The organism is Longispora sp. NPDC051575 (assembly GCF_040681875.1).
In the GTDB taxonomy this organism is placed as follows: Bacteria; Actinomycetota; Actinomycetes; order Mycobacteriales; family Micromonosporaceae; genus Longispora.
This window is the reverse complement of sequence record NZ_JBFAZP010000002.1, coordinates 80997-100025: the sequence shown is the minus strand read 5'-3', so window position 1 is coordinate 100025 and position 19029 is coordinate 80997. Positions and strand designations below refer to the sequence as shown.

Below are 19029 nucleotides of genomic sequence, written 5' to 3'. Positions count from 1 at the left end.
GCGGAGCTGCCGTCGCGGGCCCGGCCTCGCCGACCGGGGATGGCCCGCCCGGTGTGGCGAACCGGACAATGAACCGCCGGGCTGTTGTTAAGAGACCAACAGTCCGTTATCGTGGTACGCATGTCAGAAGCCCTGTCGTCAGCTCCCCCCGCCGCGCCCGCCCGCGCCCCCGGCCGGTCCGCGCCCCGCTGGCTGTGGCTCGTCCCGGTGTTCGCCGTCCTGTCGCTGCTGTTCGTCCTGCCGTGGTGGACCCTGGTCGTCTCCGGCGCGGACTGGCCGGCCCCCGTGGTCGTCGCCGGCACCGTGGCGTTCGCCGCCGCGCTCGTGGCGCTGCCCGTGACGATGGTGCTCGGCCACGGCCCGCGCCGCGTCGACGCCGCCGCCCGGATCGGCGACACCCTGATCGGCGTCGTCTGGGTGCTGTTCACCTGGTCGATCCTGAGCCTCGCCCTGCGGTTCGGGCTGTTCCTGGCCGGGGTCGACAACCCCGACCGGTCCCGGATCACCGCCGTCGGCACGGCCGCCGTCGTGCTCGTCCTCCTCCTCTGGGGGTACCGGGAGGCGATGCGCGTCCCCCGGATCCGCCGCGTCGACGTCACCCTGCCCAGGCTCGGCCGGGGCCTGGACGGCACGACGGTCGCGGTCCTCGCCGACACCCACTACGGCCCGATCGACCGGGCCCGGTGGTCCGCCGGGGTCACCGAGGCCGTCAACGCGCTCGGCCCCGACATCGTGGTGCACGCCGGGGACATCGCCGACGGCACCGTGGCCCGCCGCCTCGCCCAGGCCGCGCCGCTCGGCGAGATCCGCGCGACCCTGGCCCGGGTGTACGTGACGGGCAACCACGAGTACTCCGACGAGGCCCAGGGCTGGCTCGACCACATGGCGCACCTCGGCTGGGACGCCCTGCACAACCGGCACGTCGTGGTCGAACGCGGCGGCGACCGGCTCGTCCTGGCCGGCGTGGACGACGCGACCGCCCGGTCCTCCGGCCTCGCCGGCCACGGCGCGAACGTGGCCGCCGCCGTCGCCGGGGCCGACCCGGACCTGCCGGTGCTGCTCGTCGCCCACCAGCCCAAGCAGATCCCGGCGGCCGTCGAGGCGGGCGTGGACCTCCAGGTCTCCGGGCACACCCACGGCGGGCAGATCTGGCCGTTCAACCTGCTGGTCCGGCTGGACCAGCCGAGCGTGCGGGGGCTGAGCCGGCACTCGGAGCGCACCCAGCTCTACACCAGCGGGGGAGCCGGCTTCTGGGGTCCGCCGCTGCGGATCTTCGCCCCGAGCGAGATCACCCTGCTGACCCTGCGCGCCGCCTGACCCCCGCCCACCCACGGCCTGATCCATCGACCGCGCCGGCTCCCGTCAGGGGGTCGGCGCGGCGGCCGTGGCCCGGGCCGACAGCCCCACGAGCTGGTTCACCAGGCCCTCGGTGAGCCCGCGCGCGAACAGTTCCCGGGCCGGCGGCAGCCCCAGCTCCGCCATCACGGCCGACACCGCCTCGGTCGGCACCGCGTACGGCCACAGCCCGGCCACCAGCACGAACACCGCTTGCGCGAAGTGCTCGGCCGCCGGTGCGTCCAGGTGCGGCACCCGGGCCCGGACCAGCCCCGCCAACCGGGCGGTGCGCTCGTGGGCCCGCAGCTTGAACGTCCGCGCGACGTCCACCGAGATGTTCTTCTCCAGCACGCCGGCCGTCACGCTGGCCAGTTCGCAGAGCAGCGGCTGCGCGGCGAGTGAGCCGGCGACGACGGTGGCCACCCAGGTCTCCCGCGCGAACGGGCCCCCGGCGGCAGGGCCATGGTCCGGCACCGCGACCCGGGCGCTGGACGGGCCCGGGGGATCCTGCGCGGCGAGGGCGGCCTCGACCTCGTCCAGCCACGCCGTCCAGTTCTCGTCCATCACCTCGAGGAAGATGGCCTCGCGGCTGTCGAAGTACCGCAGGACGTTCGACTTGGCCAGGCCGACGCCGTCGCTGAGTTCCCGCAGGCTGATGTCGGCGACCCGGCGGACCCGCAGCATCGCCCGCGCCGTGTCGAGGATGGCGCACCGGCGCGCCTCGACCTGCTCGGGGCGGCGGGCCCGCTGGAAACCGGGCGGCGGGGAGACCATGCCCGGACAATATCAGACCGCCGGGCTGTTCCGCCGCCCCGCGGACGCTCCGACCGCCCGGAACAGCCGGTCGGAGCGGGGTCGCGCCCGGTGGCGCTACGTCTGGCCGAGTTGACGCTGCGCCTCCTCGAACGCGCCCGGCTCGACGGCCATCCCGTGGCTGAACGGGTACTCGACCTGGTAGAGCACGAAGAGCATCAGGGCGACCATCCCGCCGAGTACCGCCATCATCAGCCCGTTGGGGAAGGTGCGCTCCATGCCGAACATCCAGAGGAAGCCGACCGTGACCAGGCCGCCGAGGATCAGGATCGGCCACAGCGGCTCGGGCATGCCCTCGTCGGCGGCGGCGACCCGGGTCCGGCGGGCGTCGGCGGCGTCGTTGACCCGGCCGAGCAGCTGCTGGAAGTAGGTCTGCTGCCGTTCGCCGACCGGTTCGACCTTCTCGACCCGGACCCGGAGCGCCTCGAACGTCGCGGCCGTCCGAGGGTCGGCGGCCCGCCCGTCGCGCAGGGTGTCCCACTCCCGGTTCACGACCTCGTGGGTGTACCGGGTGATCAGCGCCTGGATGTCGGTGCGGTCGGGATCGGCCAGCTGCCCCGCGGACCGGTACGCCTCCACCATGTCCGCCGCCTCCCGGTCGGTACTCGCGCCGGCGTCGGTGTGCGGCTCCCACACCGCGATGGCGGCGATGGCGATCAGGATCGCGTAGACCATCCCGATGGTGGCGTACAGCGCGCCGGCCCCGTTGGAGTCGGCGACCACCCAGCGGGCGGGCACGTACCTCGACACGAACAGGAAGCCGAGTACCGACAGCACGGCGGAGGCGGCCATGACCCCGGTACCGGTGAGCAGCATGGACATGGACGGTCTCCTACCTGAGACGGACGGCGCCGCGCACGGCGACGATGACGGCGGGCACGAGCATCGCGACGACGACGAACCAGGTCAGCGGCAGCCTGGGCGGGGGCGGCAGCGGCGGCTTGTACCCGCTGGCCACGAACGGGCTCGGCGACGGCTTCGGGGCCGGCGGCGTGGTCGCCGGGGGAGTCGCGGCCGGCGGGACCGTCTCCGTCGGCTCGGGCGTCGGCGGGCTCGTCCGGGGCGCCGGGGGGACGGGCACCGGCGACGGCGGCGGGGTCGGGCTCGGCGGCGGCGTCGGGCTCGGGGTGGGCACCGGGTCCTGGTGCGGACAGCCGGCGGCGTCGGCGTGCTGGGTGCCCGGGCCGTCCCCGGTGGACGTGACCCGGCCGTCGGAGCGGCGGACGTGGTACAGCCGGCCGGTCGTGTTGTTCAGCGCGTGCAGCAGACCGTCGGGGGTGATCACCACGGCCCCGTAGCTGCCGGACCCGGGGAGAGTGGGGGTGGCTGCCAGCCAGGTGACCGCGCCGGTGGCGGGGTTGATCCGGGTCACCCGGCCGGGGCCGTGGTCGGTGTCGACGCCGTACAGGGCGCCGTCGGCCGGGTCCACGTCGAAGTCGCCCAGCTCCACGTCGCGCGACAGATGGACCTTGGACCTCACCTTCAGGTACGTCGGGCTGGCGGGCGCGACGTCCACGGCGTACAGCTCGTCGTCCGAGCGCAGGTACCAGGTCCGGCCGGTGACCGCGCCCGCGAACGCGCCCCGCAGGCCGGCCGGCGCGGGCCCCTTGTCGGTGACCGTCCCGCCCTGGCCGACGGTGACGAGGCGCGAGCCGTGGTGGTAGTCGCCGATCCCGTAGAACAGGCCCTGGGCGGCGGCGTACCCGAGGCCGTTGACCCGGACCGGGAGCTGGGCGACGGTGACCCGCGCGCCGGCGCTCTCGTCGTACCGGAAGAGGGTCGAGCCCTTGACCAGGTAGAAGCCGTTGCGGCACCCGGTCGCCGGGTCCGCCCCGCCCGCCGGGGAGGCGAGCGCCAGGGCGGTGCAGCCGGCCAGGAGCGCGACGGCCACGGCGGCGGACCGGCGGGCGGCGCGGCGTGCCCCGAGGGGCCCGGGTGCGGGCATGGCGGGATCCTCTCGGTGCTGCTGGGTGGATGACCTGCCACAACGTACGTCCGATGCTAAATACACCCAAGATCGACAGGAAGGGTTACGGAGGGGATTACTTCCGACACTTTCTGATGTATTTCGGGGCGCCAAATGGGTACGGGTGCCCGTACCCGGAAAAGGGTTGGGTTTGGGGCCCGCCCTGGCCATGCTGGAGCGTCACACGGCGCACCCGGGGGGAACGATGGAACGCGGATTCGTAGCGAAGGAAGACCTGGCCGGCCTCGTCCGGGCGGCCCTCGGGCCCGACCGGACACTCCGCGCGGTGGACCGGCTCCGGGGCGGCAGCAAGAAGGGCGTGTACCGGCTGACGATGGACGACGGGTCCACGGTGGTGCTCTACGTCTGGGCCCCGGCCGAGAACTACTGGCCGGCCGGCGTCGAGGACCCCACGGACCCGTTCGCCGAGGCCTCCGGCGCGGAACTGTTCGGGGCGGCGCACGCCCGGCTGGCGGCGGTCGGGGTGCGCACCCCCGGGCTGCGCCTCCTCGACCGGAGCCGCGAGCACTACCCGGCCGACGTCGCCCTGGTCGAGGACGTGCGCGGCGAGACCCTGGAGGCGCTCCTGGACCGCGACCCGGACGCCGCCGGGCCCACGATGGCGAAGCTGGCCGCCGCGCTCGACCGGATGCACGGGCAGCGGGAGACCCGGCTCGGCAAGGTCGCGCTGGTCGACGCGGGGACCGCGCCCCAGGACCGCGACTGCGGGCGGGTCGTCCTGGACCGGGCGCTGCGCCACCTCGACGAGGCCGCCGCCCGGGTCGAGGCACTCGCCGCCGTCCGCGACCGGATCGCCGGCGCCCTCCGGGACCGGGCCGCCGCCGTGCGCCCCCGCGCGGCCCACGGGCTCGTGCACGGGGAACTGGGGCCCGACCACATCCTGGTCGCCGCCGACGGCGAGCCGGTGCTGATCGACATCGAGGGCGTGATGTGGTTCGACGTCGAGTGGGAGCACGTCTTCCTCCGGCTCCGGTTCGGCGCGCACCACCACCGGTGGCTGGAGGTGCCCGACCTCGACCGGGACCGGCTCCGGCTCTACGACCTGGCCCTGGAGTTGTCCCTGGTCGCCGGCCCGCTCCGGCTGCTCGACGGCGACTTCCCGGACCGCGAGTTCATGCTGCACATCGCCGGGCACGCGACCCGGCGGGTGCTGGCCGCGGTGGGCGCCGCCTGAGAGCGGCCCGCCGGGGGGTGTCCGCCGTCCCGGCCCGGACGGCGGACACCCCGCCCGGTCACAGGGTGAGCGACCAGCCGTTCAGGTTGCCGAAGTTCCAGGCCTTCGTGTCGGTCACCCGGAGCTTCCACACCCCGCCGGCCACCGAGGACACCCCGGCCACCGTGTACGTGCCGCCGGTGTAGTTCGCGCACGCGCCGGTCGCGGCCTTCACCGGGTACGCCGTGCCGGTCGGCGACACCAGCGCGATCGACAGGTCCGAGCCGCACCAGTGCGAGGCGGTCACCGTGACCCCGATCGTGCTCGCGGCCGAGCCGGTCGCGGTCACCGTGATCGGGCTGTCCACGGTGCCCGGGTCGGGGATGAAGTAGGACTGGGTGCTGGTGAACTTCCGGCCGCCCGGCGGGACGTCCGAGGACACGGTCAGGGTGTAGTCGGCGGTGTGCCGCAGGTCGCCGGCCGTCCCGACCACGGTCACGTTGTAGGTGCCGGGGACCACCGTCGACGCGGCGGTGACCGTGGCGGTGGCCGACGAGCCCGACTGCACGGTCGACGGGCTGAACGCGACGCTGATCCCGTTCGGGGCGAGGGCCCCGTTGCTCGCGGTCAGGGTCACGGCCCGCGCGCCGCCCGAGGTGGTGGCCGTGTTCACGGTCGTGGTCACCGACGCCCCGGCGGCCACGGTGCCGGTCCCCGGGCTCAGGGTCAGCGAGAAGTCGCCGGCCGGGGGAGTGCCGGTCACGGTCAGGGTGTAGGTCGCGGTCCGGGTCGCGGCACCCGTGCCGGTCACGGTGACCGGGTAGCTGCCGGCCGGGGTGGAGGCCGTCGTCGCCAGGGTCAGGGTCGACGCCTGGCCGGACTGCACCGAGCCGGGCGCGAAGGACGCGGTGGTCCCGGCGGGCAGCCCGGACGCCGACAGGGCCACGGTCTGGGCCGCGCCGGACGTGACCGCCGTGTTCACGGTGACCGTGGCGGAGCCGCCCGGGTCGACCTGGCCGGCCGACGGGCTGACCGCGACGGAGAAGTCGTTCTGGACGGGGCCGCCGCCGAAGGAGCTGATGTTGAGGACCTTGCTGGGCGAGCCGGTGCCGGGCACGTTCTTGATGGTCACGTTCGAGGCGGCGCCGACCAGGGCGGCCTCGACCTGGGCGGGGGTGGCCGTCGGGTTGCCCTGCAGGTACAGGGCGGCGGCGCCGGCGCCGTGCGGGCACGCCATCGAGGTACCCGTCTTGGCGGTGCCGCCGGTGTCCCCGGCCGCGTTGGCCGCCGTGATGTTGACGCCCGGCGCGAAGAAGTCCACGCAGGTGCCCCAGTCGGTACCCGAGTTGAAGGTGTCGGTGTTGTCGAACGAACCGACCGCGATCGCCGTCCTCGTGGTGGCCGGCGAGGTCTGGCAGGCGTCCTTGCTGAAGTTGCCGGCCGCGACGACCACCGTCACCCCGGTCTCGACCAGCCGTTTGATCGCCGCGTCCACCGTCGGGTGGGTCAGATCCGGGTCGCCGGTGCTGAAGTTCGCCACCGCGGGCTTCCTCGCGTTCGCCGCCACCCAGTCGGTGGCCTTCACCACGTCGGCGTCGGTGTTGGACGAGTTGCAGCCCTGGAACTGGCGCACCGGCACCAGGATGGCCTTCTTCGCCACCCCGTAGACCGTGCCGCCGGCGGTGCTGGCCACGTGCGTGCCGTGCCCGTTGGACGGGCAGTCCTCGGTGCCGTTGCCGTCGTCGAAGATGGAGTGTCCCTCGCTGACCGCGACCCGGCCGCCGAAGTCGGCGTGCGTGGACCGGATCCCGCCGTCCACGACATAGATCCGCACCCCCGAACCATCGGCGCCATACGTGTACTTCTTGTCCAGCGGCAGGTTCGTCTGGTCGATGCGGTCGAGGCCCCAGTTCGGCGGGTTGTCCTGGGTCACCGGGGCGGCGGACCCCGCGGTCCCCGGCGCGGCCGACTCCGCCATGTGGTTGATCCCGTTGGTCGACACGTAGCTGACCGACGGGTGGCGGCGCACCTTCGCCAGCGCCGCGTCCGTGAGCGAGGCGGAGAAGCCCCGCAGCGCGGTGTTGTAGGTGTACCTGACCCGCGCCTCGCCCGCCGCGAGCCCGAACGCCGGCAGCGGGTCGTCCGCCACCAGGCCCGCGCCGTCCTTGAGGACCACGATGTACTCCCCGGCGACGGACTGGCCGGCGCTCAGGAGGGGGGCCGGCGGGGCGGGTTCGGCGCCGGCCGTGGCCGGGAGGGTGCCGGCCACGGCCAGGGCCAGGATGACGGGGAGTGCCCTGATTGGAGGTCTCATGGCCAGAACGTAGGCGGCCGGGCCCGGGGATCGATACGGGGCAATCCCTTGTCATGGCCCGGCAGGCCGTCCGGCCGGGCCCGCTCGCGGCCGGCCCCGGGCGGGACGGCACCGCCTCCCACTCCCCGGCTTCGTTAGCTAAGCTAACGATGTGCCCCCGACCTACCGCGTCCCCACCGCGGCCATCGACCCCGACGTCACGAAGACGTGGCTCCGGCGCGCCCTGCCCCTGGTCCGCGCCCACCGGACCCTGCTGTTCTCCTCGCTGAGCCTGTCCTTCGTCGGGCTGCTGCTCCAGGTCCAGATCCCCAACGCCCTGCGGATCGGGATCGACCGGGCGGTCACCGCGCGCACCGCGAGCCTGTGGAACTTCGTGTGGTGGATCGCGGCGCTCGCGGTGGCGACCGGGATCGTGAACTACCTGGCCCGGCGGTACCTGCTGCGGACGGCCTACGAGATCGAGTACGACCTGCGCAACATCATCTTCACCCACCTGGCCCGGATGCCGTTCGGCTTCTACGACCGGGTGCAGTCCGGGGAGCTGATGTCGCGGTCGAGCTCCGACATCCGGGCCGTCCAGATGTACCTCGCGTTCGGGCCCTCGATCCTGGTGCAGTGTTCGATCGCGGTGCTCGCGTTCGGGCTGATGCTGTCGATCAACCCGCTGCTGGCCGTGGTCGCGATGGCCACGATGCCGGTGATCGGGTTCCTCGGGGTGTCCATGCGCAAGGCGATCTTCCCGGTGTCCTGGCTGATCCAGTCGCGGCTGGCGGGCGTGGCCACCGTGGTGGACGAGAACATCAACGGGGTCCGGGTCGTCAAGGCGTTCGCCGCCGAGGGCCGCCAGCTGCGCACCCTGGCGGAGGCCGCCGACCGGGTCCGCTGGGCGTACGTGGCCGACGCCCGGATCCGGAGCCGCTGGTCCCCGGTCCTGGAGAACCTGCCCCGGCTCAGCCTCGCCCTGGTGCTGCTGTGCGGCGGCTGGATGGTGATCGACGGGCACGCGACGGTCGGCGAGATCGTGGCCTTCAACTCCTACGTGCTGATGCTCCAGCCGCCGTTCCGGATGCTCGGCATGATGATCATGATGGGGCAGCGGGCCGCCGCGTCCGCCAACCGGATCTACGAGATCCTCGACACCCCCTCCGAGGTGGTGGACCCGCCCGAGCCGCTCGACCCGGTGCTCACCGGCGCGGTGCGGTTCGCCGACGTGGTTTTCCGGTACCCGAACGGCACCCTCGCCCTCGACGGCCTGGACCTGGAGATCAGGCCGGGCGAGACGGTCGCGCTGGTCGGGCGGACCGGCTCCGGCAAGTCCACGGTGGCCCGGCTGCTGGCCCGGTTCTACGACCCGGAGTCCGGCACGGTCCGGGTCGACGGCCACGACGTGCGCGACCTGCGGCTGTCCACCCTGCGCGACCAGGTCGGCATCGTGCCCGACGAGGCGTTCCTGTTCTCCGTCCCGATCCGGGACAACATCGCCTACGGCCGGCCCGACGCGCCGCTGGCGGAGGTGGTCGCGGCGGCGGTCGCGGCCGGGGCCGACGAGTTCGTCGACGACCTTCCCGACGGGTACGACACGGTCGTCGGCGAGCGCGGTTACACCCTGTCCGGGGGCCAGCGGCAGCGGATCGCCATCGCCCGCGCGCTCCTGGTCAACCCGCCCGTCCTGGTGCTCGACGACGCGACCAGCGCCATCGACGTGGTGGTGGAGCAGCGGATCCACGGGGCGCTCCGCGAGCTGATGCGCGGCCGGACCACCCTGATCGTCGCCCACCGGCTGTCGACGATCAGCCTCGCCGAACGGGTGGTGCTGCTCGACGCGGGCCGGGTGGTCGCCGAGGGCACGCACGCGCACCTGCTGGCCACGGAACCCCGGTACGTGGAGGTCCTCGCCGAGGGCCTGCGCGAGGTCCCCGACGACGCACCCGAGGAGGTCCGGACGTGACCCGGATCCGAGGAAAGGCGCACCCGTGAGCATGTTCGGTGGCGGTTTCGGCGGTCCGGGGGCCGGGCCGGGCAGTTCGGCCGGCGGCGGCCTCGGCGGGATCGGGGTCGGCCGGGGCGGCGGCGCGCAGGCGGCCAACCCGGGCGGCGGGCTGCCCTTCGCCGGCATCCCCACCGAGCTGCTCGCCGGGGTGGCCACCCTGGAGGCCGGCGAACCGGAGCACGGCGACCCGGGCGTGACGTTCACCCACCGGCAGCCGGCGACCCGGCGGCTGACCATGGCCTCGGTGGTCGCCGGGCACCGGGGGCTGTTCGTGGCCGCGTGCCTGCTCGTCCTCGTCGAGTCCTTGTTGTTGCAGGCCGGCCCGTTCCTCGTCCAGGTGGGCATCGACCACGGCATCGTCGCGCGCCGGTTGCCCGTGCTCCTCCTCGCGACCGGCGCGTTCGTCGCGGCCGTCGTCGGCACCGGGCTGGCGTCGGCCGCCCGGATGCGGGCCAGCGGCCGGCTCGCCGCGTCCGCGATGCGCGACCTGCGGGTCCGGGTCTTCGGCCACCTGCAACGGCTGTCGCTGGGCTACTACACCGACGAGCGCGGCGGCGTGATCATGACCCGGATGACCTCCGACGTCGAGTCGCTCCAGCAGCTGCTCCAGGAGGGCCTGGCCCAGTTCGTGATCCAGGCGCTGACCATGGTCGTGGTGACGGTCGTGCTGTTCGCGTACAACGTGCCGCTGGCCCTGATCACCCTGCTGCTCGTGGTGCCGACCCTGGGCGCGCTGTCCTGGTGGTTCCGGGGCGCCTCCGACCGGGGGTACCGCCGGCAGCGCGACGCCATCGCGGCCATGTTCACCGACCTGTCCGAGAGCCTGTACGGCGTGCGGGTCGCCACGGCGCACAACCGCCAGGACCGCAACATCGCCCAGCACCGCGAGGTCGTCGGCCGGTACCGCGACGCCAACGACCACACCGGCTTCACCAACGCCGTGTACGGCCCCGGCGCGTCCGCGATCGGCATGCTCGGCCTGGCGGCGCTGCTCCTGATCGGCGGCCGGATGGTGCTGCGCGGCGAGCTGAGCATCGGGGAGCTGACGGCGTTCGTGCTGTACCTGGGCGCGTTCTTCCAGCCCATGCAGCAGCTCGTGCAGTTCTACACGAACTACCAGCAGGGCCGCGCCGCCGTCGCGAAGCTCGCGGATCTGCTGGCCACGCCGCCGACCGTGCACGAGGCGGCCGACGCGGCGGACCTGCCGGCCATCTCGGGGGCGATCACGTTCGAGAACGTCTCCTTCGGGTACGACCCGGCGCGCCCCGTACTCAGAAATGTCGATCTGCGGATCTCGGCCGGGGAGACGATCGCCTGCGTCGGGCCGACCGGGGCCGGCAAGTCCACGCTCGCCAAGCTCGTCACCCGGTTCTACGACCCCGACGCCGGCCGGGTGCTCATCGACGGCCACGACCTGGCCGGGGTCACGATCGGCTCGTTGCGCCGCCAGATCGGGGTCGTCCCGCAGGAGCCGTTCCTGTTCGCCGGCACGATCCGGGACAACGTGGCCTTCGCCCGGCCCGGGGCCACCGACGCCGAGGTGTGGGCCGCGATCGACGCGGTGGGCCTGCGCGACCTGGTCGAACGCACCCCGGCGGGCCTGGACACCGCCCTGCACGAGCGCGGCCAGTCCGTCTCGGCGGGGGAGCGCCAACTGCTCGCCCTGGCCCGGACGTTCCTGGCCCAGCCCCGGGTGGTGGTCCTCGACGAGGCGACCTCCAACCTGGACCTGCACTCGGAGCTGCGGGTCGAGGCGGCGCTCGACGTGCTGCTCGACGGCCGCACGGCCCTGCTGATCGCGCACCGGCTGTCCACGGCGATGCGGGCCGACCGGATCCTGGTGGTCGACGACGGCGGGATCGTGGAGTCGGGTTCGCACGCGGAGCTGCTCGCGGCCGGCGGCCGGTACGCGGCGATGCACGCCACCTGGACCAGCCACGCGGACTGACCCCCCGCCGCCCGTGACCCGTCGCTCATCCCGAGCGGTGGGTCACTCTGCGTGACGGGGACGTTAAGTCCCCTGCGTCACTGTTCGCGCTCCACCTGCGGAAATATCCCGACAGGTGTGACAGCTCGCAACTGTTAACTCAACTCACAGTTGCATTACCCGTGATCAATGCTCCATGATGTTTGTCACACGTCTGTATCGAGCACTAACGCGCACGGGGCCGAACCCTCAGGAGCCTGTCATGCCACAGCGAGCCCGTCTCACCCCGCCCGGCGGCTACTCCGGCCTCCGCCAGCTCGCCCGGGCGCTCTGACGATGGACAGGCGGAACTTCCTCCGCTCGGCGGCCCTCACCGCCGGCGCGGGCACGGCGTTCGCCCTGCTCCCGGAGAGCGTGCGGCGCGCGATGGCCATGGCCGCCCCGACCGGGGGCCTGGAGGTCATCGAGCACGTGGTGATCCTGATGCAGGAGAACCGCTCCTTCGACCACTACTACGGTTCGCTGCGCGGGGTCCGGGGCTTCAACGACCCGACCGCGCTCACCCTGTCCACGGGGAAGTCGGTGTTCCACCAGCCCGACGGCGCGAACCACGTTCTGCCCTACCCGGTGAGCGACCAGTTCATGCAGGGCACCAGCCACGGCTGGTCCGACGGGCACAACGCCTGGAACGGCGGCCGCAACGACCAGTGGATCCCGAACAAGGGCAAGCGCACCATGACCACGCACCTGCGGTCGGCGCTGCCCTTCTACTACGAGCTGGCCGACGCGTTCACGATCTGCGACGCCTACCACTGTTCGGAGAACGGCCCCACCAACCCGAACCGGTACTACCTGTGGTCGGGCAAGCTCGGCTTCGAGCCCGGCAGCACCACCACCCGGGCGACCGACAACCGGGCGTGGCGCAACCCGTCGCACACCGGCTACACCTGGACCACCTACGCCGAGCGGTTGCAGGCGGCGGGCAAGTCCTGGCGGGTGTACCAGGAGTGGGACAACTACGGGGACAACGCGCTCGACTACTTCAAGACGTTCCTCGACGTCGGCCGCAAGGCGTTGCTGAAGACGAAGGACTCGGCCGGCAAGGCGTACACCAAACTGGAGTTCTTCTACGACCAGGGTGTGCTCCCCGCCGCCAAGGCCGGCAACACCGCCGCCGTCAACACCCTCCTGGCGCAGCTGGCCGAGGGGGTGGCCACCCTCACCGCCGCCGAGCGCGGCCTCTACGACCGGGCCCTGCACCGGGTGGCCGCCGACCAGACCGTCGCCGCGTTCGGCGCCGACGTCGCCAACGACCGGCTGCCGGCCGTGTCCTGGATCTGCGCCCCGGAGCGCAAGACCGAGCACCCGGACTGGGGCCCCAACGACGGCGCGGAGTTCACCAAGCAGCTCCTGGACAAGCTGGCCTCGAACCCGTCGGTGTGGAACAAGACCGTCGTGTTCATCACCTACGACGAGAACGACGGCTTCTTCGACCACATCCCGTCGCCGGCCGCGCCGGCCACCGCGAACGAGGGCCTGTCCACGGCCGGCGTCGCCGACGAGATCGTGGGCACCGAGCCGATCGGCCTCGGCACCCGGGTGCCGATGATCGTGGTCTCGCCGTGGACCCGGGGCGGCAACGTGTCCTCCCAGGTCTTCGACCACACCTCCGTGCTCCAGTTCCTGGAGAAGTGGACCGGGGTCGCCGAGACCAACATCTCGCCCTGGCGGCGCGCCGTCTGCGGCGACCTGACCTCGGCGCTGGACCTGAGCACGGCCGTCGTCGGGTACCCGGCGCTGCCGACCCCGGTGCCGACCAGCGGCCCGATGTCCACGAACCCGCAGCCCCCGGCGGTGCAGGCCCTGCCCGCGCAGGAGACCGGGGTGCGCACGGCCCGGCCGCTGCCCTACACCCTGACGGTGTCCGGGAAGGTCGCGGCGGGCGGGTTCACGCTCGACTTCACCAACGCGGGCACGGCCGGGGCGCACTTCTTCGTCTACGCCAACGCGTACCGCACCGACGGGCCGTGGCGGTACACGGTGGAGGCCGGCAAGAGCCTGTCGGACACCTGGGTCGCGGGCACGCCGACCGGCGCGTACGACCTCAGCGTGGTAGGGGCCAACGGGTACGTCCGCCGGTTCGCCGGCAACCGGGTCACGGCCACCACCAGCGGGAACGCCAACCCCGAGGTGACCCTGCGCTACTCCCCGGCCGAGAATGTGGTCTACCTGAAGATGACCAACTCCGGTACCAAGGCGTGCGTGTTCACGGTCCGGGGCAACAACCGCCCGGGCGGACCGTGGACCTACACGGTGGCGGCCGGCGCGTCGACCGAGGACTACTTCAGCACCGGCAACGGCAACAAGGGCTGGTACGACCTCACCGTCACCGCCGACACCACCGACGGGTTCGTCCGCCGGTTCGCCGGGCACATGGAGAACGGCGCGGCGAGCAGCAGCGACCCCGTGATGGGCTCCGGCCGGCTGGCCGGCACGGTGAAGTACTTCGACAGCCAGGAGACCGTGGGGGAGACCGCCCCGGCCACCCGGGCCGTGGACGGCAACCCGGCCACGTTCTGGCACACGAAGTGGTCGGGCGGCAACGCCCCGCTGCCGCACGAGCTCCAGCTCGACCTGGGCTCGGCGCGCACCGTCACCGGGGTGACCTACCTGCCCCGCCAGGACGGCGGCGCCAACGGCCGGATCGGCCAGTACGAGCTCCAGCTCAGCACCGACGGGACCACCTGGAGCACGGCCGTCGCGGGTACCTTCGCCGACGACGCCGCCGCCAAGACGGTCCGGTGCTGGCCGACCAGCGCCCGGTACGTCCGGCTGCGGGCCCTCACCGAGGCCGGCGGGCGCGGCCCGTGGACCTCCGCCGCGGAGATCACCCCCCTCGGCTGGTGAACCACCCGGCAGGGCCGAGCGCGTCACCGGCGACCGCTCGGCCCCGCCGACCACGAACGACGAAAGCAAGGACGTGTGGTGTACGGAACCCCTACCGGTGTCCCCAGTGTGCTGGTCCTCATCGACGCCGAGCTGTCGCGCCTGCCGGACGCGTTGCGCTCGATCGCCAAGACCATCCTGAACGACCCGCACGCCACGGCGACGATGTCCATGAACGCGCTCGCCCTGCGCAGCCACACCACCCCGGAGACCGTCGCCCGGTTCTGCCGGGCCCTCGGACTGGCCGGCTTCCAGGACCTGCGCCTGCGCCTGGCGCGGGAGACCAGCGTCGCCCCCGCGCACGGCTGGCACGCCGACCTCGGTTTCGACATCGGCCCCGACGACAGCCTCGCGCACGCCGCCGCGGTCGTCGCCCGGGCCGACGTGCTGTCGTTGCAGTACACCGCCGACCAGCTCGACCTCACGGCCCTCGACGCCGCCGCCCGGGCCCTGGCCACCGCCGGCCGGATCGACGTGTACGCGCTCGGCGGCAGCGCGTACGCCGCGCACGAGATGGCGGCCCGGATGCACCGGATCGGCCGGCCCATCTGGGCGCGCACCGAGACCCACGACGCCGAGACCAGCGCGGCGCTGCTCGGTACGGGCGACGCGGCCATCGCCCTGTCGCACTCCGGCGGCACGGGGGAGACGATCGCCGCGCTGTGCCTGGCGAGCAGCTCCGGGGCGACCACCGTCGCGGTCACCGACGACCGGCACTCGCCCCTGGCCGGGTACGCCGACCACATCCTCACCACCGCCGTGTACGGCACCACCTACCGGCACGGCGGACCGGCCGCCCGGCACGCCCAGCTCCTGATCCTCGACTGCCTGTACGTCCGGGTGGCCCAGCTGACCCACGAGCGGGCGAGCGCGTGCCTGGAGCGGACCCGGCACATCCCGGAGCACCACCGGGCCACCTGAGGGTCGACCGGCCCCGGGGCGACCCGGGGCCGGGACCCCACGCAATGGGAAACGTTGTCAACTGTTGGCCGGCCGAAGATCACCTCCGCGTCACCTCCCCCTCCTACCGTGCGGTACACCACCCACGACCAGGGGAGACACATGCCAACCCACCGCGAACCGCTGCCCGAGTGGGCGGACCCCGACGTCCCCGAGACGTCCCTCGATGCCCGGGGCCGCTCCCGCCGGGCGCTGATGGTCCGGGCCGGACTGTTCGGTGTCGGTTTCGCCGGGCTGAGCCTGATGGAAGGGGCCCCGGCCGCCGCGTCGTCGGCCACCCCGCCGGGTCCCGACGACGACCCCGACCTCGTCTACCTGGTCGGCGACCACCACGTGCACTCCGTGTTCAGCCACGACGCGAAGTACACGGCGGCGCAGCTCACCCGGCGGGCCGCCCAGTTCGGGCTGGACTGGATGGTGTTCACCGAGCACAGCAACATCGGGCACGCGCACGCGGGCGGCGCGCTCGCCGAGCACGCCGAGATCCTCAAGGCGCGGGCCGAGAACCCCCGGATGCTCGTGTTCCAGGGCCTGGAGTGGTACATCCCGGGGGCCGAGCACGCGACCGTGTTCACCCCGCCCGGCCCGCACGAGGTCGAGATCCTCCGCCAGTTCGAGACCCGGTTCGACGGCAAGCTGCTGGGCCGGACCCAGGGCGCGCCCGGACATCCGGACACCGCCGGCAACGAGGCCCTCGCGGTGGAGGCGATCCGCTGGCTCGGCGAGCGCAAGCGGGCCGGGGACATCCCCGACGCCCTGGTCCTGGCCAACCACCCGTCGCGGCTGGGCATCGACTCCCCGCACGAGCTGCGCGCCTGGCGGGACGCCGACCCCGACATCATGATCGGGATGGAGGGCGCGCCGGGGGCCCAGGGCGCGGCGCTGCCGGCCCGGGGCGCGAAGAGCATCCGGGGCGAGTACGAGAACGCGCCCTCCGCCCAGTCCTGGCCGGGCTTCCCGCCGGAGGCGTACCGGACCTACGGCGGGTTCGACTGGATGACCGCCACCGTCGGTGGGATGTGGGACGCGCTCCTCGCCGAGGGCCGGCTCTACACGATCACGTCCAATTCGGACAACCATCGCACGGTACTGGACACCTGGCGCAACGGCGACTGGGCGCCCGGCGCGAACTTCGACAACGCCGGCCGGCTGCCCGACCCGGTGGACACCGACAGCCCCCAGCCGGGCAGCGACCTGTGGCCGGGCCAGTTCAGCCGCACCCACGTGGGCGTCACGGGCTACGGCTACGCCCAGGTGATGGAGGGCCTGCGCGAGGGCCGGGTCTGGGTCGACCACGGCCAGCTCGTCGACGGCCTGGAGGTCCGGCTCACCGACAAGAACGGCCGGTGCAAGGGCGCCACCCTCGGCGGCAGGGTGCATGTCGCGCGCAATGAGCGCCTGCTGCTGAGCATCACGGTGACCACCGCGTCGCGTCCCAACCTGCACGGCGACGTCCCGAACCTGGCACACCTGGACGTGATCCGGGGCGCGGTGCGCGGCCCGGCCGCCGACCGGGACTCCTGGCGCGCGCCGGACACCCGGGTCGTGCACACCGCCGACGTGGCGGGCCGGACCGGCACGTACACGGTGAAGGTCCCGATCGAGAACGTCCGCGAGTCCTGCTACCTGCGGGTCCGGGGCAGCGACGGCCGGCGCACCGGACCCGGCCTGCTGGGCGCGGCGGTCGACCCGCGCGGCCCGTTGGCGCATCCGCCCGGCGACGGCGACCCGTGGCTGGACACCTGGCTCTACACCAACCCCATCTTCATCGAGGTGCGCAAATGACCATGGAAACCTCCCGCCGGAACCTGCTCCTCGGGGTGGGCGCGCTCGGCGTCGGCGCGGCGACCCTGGCCGTGCCCGGGATCGCCGCGGCCACGACCGGGACCGGGCCGGCCGCGACCCGCGACGCCGACAACCCCCGGTTCACGATCGCGGTCGTCCCCGACACCCAGTACCTCTTCGACGGCGACCGGGGCGACCCGGCCCCGCTCGCGGCGTCGCTGAAGTACATCGTGGACCACAGCGCGGCCGACAACACCGTGTTCGCCGCGCACCTCGGGGACGTCGTGGAGAACGCGGCGGCCGGGGAGCTGGCCGCCGCCGGGGCGGTGTTCCGCGAGTTCGACCGGCGCGGCATGCCGTACAGCGTGCTGGCCGGCAACCACGACATCAACTCCCGCACGGACGACACCCGGGGCCCGAGCCCGTACCTCGACGTGTTCGGCCCGGCCCGGTTCCAGAAGATGGCGACGTTCGGCGGGGCGACGTCGGGCGGCTACAACACGTTCCACACGTTCCGGGCCGCCGGGCGCGAGTGGCTGGTGTTCGCGCTGGACTGGCGGGTGTCCGCCGGTACCGTCGAGTGGTGCAAGGGGGTGTTGGCCGCCCACCCGCGCGCCGCCGCGATCCTCACCACCCACGACCTGGCCTTCGCCGACGACGCGGGCGCGGCGCACCTGTCCGAGCACGGCCAGCGGCTGTGGGACGGGCTGATCCGCGACCACGACCAGATCTTCCTCACCCTCAACGGGCACTACTGGCCGTCCGGCCGCACCGTGCTGGCCAACGCCGCCGGCCACGACGTGCACGTGCACGTCACCAACTACCAGGACCGCTACTACGGCGGCTCGGCGATGATCCGGCTGTACCACTTCGACCTGGCCCGCGACACCATCGACGTCGAGACGTTCTCCCCGTGGCTGCGGGAGCAGAAGACCCGCAACGCGCTGGGCCGGGTCGACGTGGAACTGACCGACCCGGTCAACCGGTTCAACGTGCCGATCGACTTCGGGACCCGGTTCGCCGGCTTCGCCCCCGTGCCCGCGCGCCCGGCCCGCCCGGCGGCGGAGCTCCTCGTGCCCGGCACCGTCGCCTACTGGCGGTTCGACGCCCCCGGCGACCGGGTCGAGGACCGCTCCGGCGCGGGCAACCACCTGACCAGGGTCACCCTCGACGGCAGCGCCCCCGACAGCCTGCGCTTCACCGCCGAGCACCACCCGGACGCCCCGGCCCACGGCAGCGTGTTCCTCGGCGGCGCCAAGCGTCCCGCCCGGGGCAGCTACCTGCGCACCGCCGACAACGCGCCCCTCAACACCCAGACCTTCGCCAAGGGGTACACGGTGGAGGCGTTCGTCAGGCTGCCCGCCGACGCGCGCGACAACCACGCGTGGATGGGTGTCCTCAGCCGCATGGGCGACGGCGGGGACGCGGGCCGCACCGGTGACGACCCGGCCGAGCCCCTGGCCACCCTGAACCTGTCCGACGGGCTCGCGTTGCAGTGGGCGGTGTGGCCGCTCAACCGGCAGGGCATCGCCACGAACTGGGGCCACGAGATGGTCCCGGACCGGTGGTTCCACGTGGCCGTCGTCAACAACGGCCGGACGACCACGATGTACGTGGACGGCGCGAAGCTGCTGCGCAACCCGTCGACCCCTGCGGTCGGCCTGGGCACGGTCGGCAAGCCGTGGCTGGTGGGCGCCACGACCTACGACAACGTGGTGGAGCAGGGGTTCTACGGCTGGATCGGCGACGTGCGGATCGTGGACCGGGCGCTGCCGGTGGACCGGTTCATGACCGCCTGACCGGCGCGGTGCGGCGGCGG

Annotated in this window: 12 protein-coding genes; 8 read left to right on the top strand and 4 right to left on the bottom strand. The window is 73.3% G+C overall.

The window, feature by feature from the left end:
• The first annotated feature begins 120 nt into the window (after positions 1 to 120).
• Positions 121 to 1317 (top strand): metallophosphoesterase, encoded by a 1197-nt coding sequence (locus AB0M43_RS04420; RefSeq protein WP_363721099.1) that lies wholly within the window; start codon positions 121 to 123, stop codon positions 1315 to 1317.
• A 45-nt stretch (positions 1318 to 1362) separates the two neighbouring features.
• Here AB0M43_RS04420 and AB0M43_RS04415 read toward each other — a convergent pair whose 3' ends face one another.
• The 3 genes from AB0M43_RS04415 to AB0M43_RS04405 all read right to left on the bottom strand — a co-directional run bounded on the left by AB0M43_RS04415 (position 1363) and on the right by AB0M43_RS04405 (position 4093).
• Positions 1363 to 2109 (bottom strand): TetR family transcriptional regulator, encoded by a 747-nt coding sequence (locus AB0M43_RS04415; RefSeq protein WP_363721097.1) that lies wholly within the window; start codon positions 2107 to 2109, stop codon positions 1363 to 1365.
• A 96-nt stretch (positions 2110 to 2205) separates the two neighbouring features.
• A complete protein-coding gene (locus AB0M43_RS04410; RefSeq protein ID WP_363721095.1) occupies positions 2206 to 2970 on the bottom strand; it encodes a hypothetical protein in 765 nt (254 codons plus the stop codon).
• Positions 2971 to 2980: 10 nt separating this feature from the next.
• On the bottom strand, positions 2981 to 4093 hold the full coding sequence (locus tag AB0M43_RS04405) for a hypothetical protein (RefSeq protein ID WP_363721093.1): 1113 nt from the start codon (positions 4091 to 4093) through the stop codon (positions 2981 to 2983).
• A 226-nt stretch (positions 4094 to 4319) separates the two neighbouring features.
• Here AB0M43_RS04405 and AB0M43_RS04400 point away from each other — a divergent pair, with 226 nt between their 5' ends.
• Positions 4320 to 5309 (top strand): aminoglycoside phosphotransferase family protein, encoded by a 990-nt coding sequence (locus tag AB0M43_RS04400; RefSeq protein ID WP_363721092.1) that lies wholly within the window; start codon positions 4320 to 4322, stop codon positions 5307 to 5309.
• A gap of 58 nt (positions 5310 to 5367) precedes the next feature.
• On the opposite strand, the gene AB0M43_RS04395 is transcribed toward AB0M43_RS04400, so the two are convergent.
• Positions 5368 to 7602 carry a S8 family serine peptidase gene (locus tag AB0M43_RS04395; RefSeq protein WP_363721090.1) on the bottom strand — a complete coding sequence of 745 codons (2235 nt, stop codon included), beginning with the start codon at positions 7600 to 7602 and terminating at the stop codon, positions 5368 to 5370.
• A 151-nt stretch (positions 7603 to 7753) separates the two neighbouring features.
• Between AB0M43_RS04395 and AB0M43_RS04390 the strand changes: the two genes are divergently transcribed.
• The 6 genes from AB0M43_RS04390 to AB0M43_RS04365 all read left to right on the top strand — a co-directional run bounded on the left by AB0M43_RS04390 (position 7754) and on the right by AB0M43_RS04365 (position 19009).
• Positions 7754 to 9550 (top strand): ABC transporter ATP-binding protein, encoded by a 1797-nt coding sequence (locus AB0M43_RS04390; RefSeq protein WP_363721088.1) that lies wholly within the window; start codon positions 7754 to 7756, stop codon positions 9548 to 9550.
• A 31-nt stretch (positions 9551 to 9581) separates the two neighbouring features.
• Positions 9582 to 11540, top strand: a complete 1959-nt coding sequence (locus tag AB0M43_RS04385; protein ID WP_363722049.1) for an ABC transporter ATP-binding protein — start codon at positions 9582 to 9584, stop codon at positions 11538 to 11540.
• A gap of 315 nt (positions 11541 to 11855) precedes the next feature.
• On the top strand, positions 11856 to 14426 hold the full coding sequence (locus AB0M43_RS04380; protein ID WP_363721086.1) for a phosphocholine-specific phospholipase C: 2571 nt from the start codon (positions 11856 to 11858) through the stop codon (positions 14424 to 14426).
• Between the two features lie 78 nt (positions 14427 to 14504).
• A complete protein-coding gene (locus AB0M43_RS04375; protein ID WP_363721084.1) occupies positions 14505 to 15386 on the top strand; it encodes a MurR/RpiR family transcriptional regulator in 882 nt (293 codons plus the stop codon).
• Between the two features lie 141 nt (positions 15387 to 15527).
• The gene (locus AB0M43_RS04370; RefSeq protein ID WP_363721082.1) at positions 15528 to 17210 is read left to right on the top strand and encodes a PHP domain-containing protein; all 1683 of its coding nucleotides are present in this window, start codon (positions 15528 to 15530) and stop codon (positions 17208 to 17210) included.
• A complete protein-coding gene (locus AB0M43_RS04365; protein WP_363721081.1) occupies positions 17207 to 19009 on the top strand; it encodes a LamG-like jellyroll fold domain-containing protein in 1803 nt (600 codons plus the stop codon). The genes AB0M43_RS04370 and AB0M43_RS04365 overlap by 4 nt, the downstream gene beginning before the upstream one ends.
• Positions 19010 to 19029: the final 20 nt, after the last annotated feature.

Bases quoted from the DNA above. Each gene is read 5' to 3' on its own strand.
- AB0M43_RS04370 (WP_363721082.1), top strand. From the start codon at position 15,528: ATGCCAACCCACCGCGAACCGCTGCCCGAGTGGGCGGACCCCGACGTC.
- AB0M43_RS04395 (WP_363721090.1), bottom strand. From the start codon at position 7,602: ATGAGACCTCCAATCAGGGCACTCCCCGTCATCCTGGCCCTGGCCGTG.
- AB0M43_RS04405 (WP_363721093.1), bottom strand. From the start codon at position 4,093: ATGCCCGCACCCGGGCCCCTCGGGGCACGCCGCGCCGCCCGCCGGTCC.
- AB0M43_RS04385 (WP_363722049.1), top strand. From the start codon at position 9,582: ATGTTCGGTGGCGGTTTCGGCGGTCCGGGGGCCGGGCCGGGCAGTTCG.
- AB0M43_RS04400 (WP_363721092.1), top strand. From the start codon at position 4,320: ATGGAACGCGGATTCGTAGCGAAGGAAGACCTGGCCGGCCTCGTCCGG.
- AB0M43_RS04365 (WP_363721081.1), top strand. From the start codon at position 17,207: ATGACCATGGAAACCTCCCGCCGGAACCTGCTCCTCGGGGTGGGCGCG.
- AB0M43_RS04380 (WP_363721086.1), top strand. From the start codon at position 11,856: ATGGACAGGCGGAACTTCCTCCGCTCGGCGGCCCTCACCGCCGGCGCG.
- AB0M43_RS04410 (WP_363721095.1), bottom strand. From the start codon at position 2,970: ATGTCCATGCTGCTCACCGGTACCGGGGTCATGGCCGCCTCCGCCGTG.
- AB0M43_RS04420 (WP_363721099.1), top strand. From the start codon at position 121: ATGTCAGAAGCCCTGTCGTCAGCTCCCCCCGCCGCGCCCGCCCGCGCC.
- AB0M43_RS04415 (WP_363721097.1), bottom strand. From the start codon at position 2,109: ATGGTCTCCCCGCCGCCCGGTTTCCAGCGGGCCCGCCGCCCCGAGCAG.